The 1,736-nt window shown below is 27.0% G+C and carries 1 protein-coding gene and 3 pseudogenes; 3 read left to right on the top strand and 1 reads right to left on the bottom strand.

Annotated features, from left to right (window positions below; genetic code table 11):
- From IDG60_RS22375 to IDG60_RS13170, 3 genes and pseudogenes are all read left to right on the top strand, one after another.
- Positions 1-127: pseudogene (locus IDG60_RS22375) on the top strand (hypothetical protein); the annotation flags it as partial.
- Positions 128-202: 75 nt separating this feature from the next.
- A pseudogene (locus tag IDG60_RS22370) lies at positions 203-843 on the top strand (polymorphic toxin type 50 domain-containing protein); the annotation flags it as partial.
- Between the two features lie 6 nt (positions 844-849).
- Positions 850-1,044, top strand: coding sequence for a hypothetical protein (locus tag IDG60_RS13170; protein ID WP_001053372.1), 195 nt, complete (start codon positions 850-852; stop codon positions 1,042-1,044).
- A 543-nt stretch (positions 1,045-1,587) separates the two neighbouring features.
- Here the strand turns inward: IDG60_RS13170 and IDG60_RS13165 are convergent.
- A pseudogene (locus tag IDG60_RS13165) lies at positions 1,588-1,736 on the bottom strand (low specificity L-threonine aldolase); the annotation flags it as partial.

Raw genomic sequence — 1,736 nt, 5'->3', positions numbered from 1 at the left:
TTTCTCATTATCTGAAATAGAAAATGAAGAATATTTTATGTTATATCGTAATAAGTCTTTTTCTGTAGTAAGAGACTTTATCGAGAAGCAAGAATTTCCCGAAAATTATAAAATAGCATGGTATTAAAGCATCCTTTCTACACAGATAAAGAGAAAGCGATGCTATTTTTATATGCTTTTTTCATTATTCGTTGAAAAAGAAGAGTCACAAAAGTTAACATATTTAAAAGAACTTGGTGAAGATGACGAATATAAATATGTTGCCAAAATAGATAGTAAAACATCTAAATTATGTCATTCACTCAACGGAAAAATATTTATAGTTAAAGATATGATACCAGGTGTGAATGCGCCACCTATGCATCCTTGGTGTAGAAGTACCACAGTGCCACATGTTGGCAATTGGTGAGACAAGTTCATTAAAGAGCGTGAAGGTAAGTATCAAGTAGAAGTAAAAGAAGCAAAATTACAAGAAAAAGCTAAAAAAGAAATGCTTGATATGATAAGTAATGGTAAAATAAAGATGCAATTGAATAATGAAAAACAACAGCGTCATATTTTAAACACAAATGAATATAATAACAAGAAAAATAATTCATCTTTCTTACCCAGTTATATTACAATAGATTCTAATGAAATTGAAAAGGTGACTAAAAAAGAATTTATTGATTTTCCAGTTTTGTTTGATGATGAAGGGAATTTCAGAAAAAAACAAGTTATAGATTACAAAAAGATAATAGGTAAATCTTATGTGAATGGTAAATATATGTTGAAACGAAATTAGGTAAAGTTCATTATTCTAAAACTGGTTTTCATGTAGTTCCGTATATTGAAAAGGAGTGATTAAATATGAATTTACAGTCATACATAGGCAAATTAGTCAAATTAACGCTTACTAATAATAAAATATTAATTGGAAAAGTGATAGACTTTGATGATAAAGTTGATAATTTTGATGGTTATAATTCGATAGAAATTGATACAGGTAGAATTACATATGATATATCAGAAAATAAAATTAAAACTATTGTTTTACAAAAATAGCATCCTTTCTACACAGATAAAGAGAAAGCGGTGCTATTTTTTGCACTTTTATAACAACTAAGGATACAAGACATATACCTTCAACAATATCCTCATTTAAACCTATCGATTTCCTAAGCTCAATTTTAAACACAAAGTTTATTTGAAATGATGCACACCTATAAAAATCTTAATCATCGAAAAGTCACAAACATCTCCATATTAAAAACTTAAATAGTGCATTTCATTTAAACTAAACATAGATATTCTTACAAATATATACTTAGTAATTCGATTGTTAATACATCACTTTCATAAAATAACTATAACCATCATAATACTTCTCAAATCTCGTCAAATTAAAGTAAATACAGCACAAATTAACATTTTTAAATATATAAAATAAAACAAGATACTCAATAATCTGTAGTATCTTGTTTTGGAATAATGTAATTTTATATCATCAACGGCTTCAAATGAGTAGTTTCATATAAATCAATAAACACAACTACTCAACTGATCTTAATTAATAAATGATTTGTCAGATGACACATAACAGCATTATTAGATTAATTCTAATAGTTTGTTTAAATTTTCTTCGGTTGTCGCCCAGCTGGTTGCGAATCTAACAACACGATGTTGATCATCGTATTTTTCCCAAACAGCAAATTTAACTTTTTGTTCTAACTCTGCTATTTTCTCGTTACTTAAAA

It is taken from the genome of Staphylococcus sp. EG-SA-2 (genome assembly GCF_017152085.1).
The sequence above is the reverse complement of the archived record's forward strand: the minus strand, read 5'-3'. Positions and strand labels throughout refer to the sequence as shown.

What these genes read in the sequence shown, in the direction of transcription:
- IDG60_RS13170 (WP_001053372.1), top strand. Translation starts at nt 850, where the DNA reads ATGAATTTACAGTCATACATAGGCAAATTAGTCAAATTAACGCTTACT.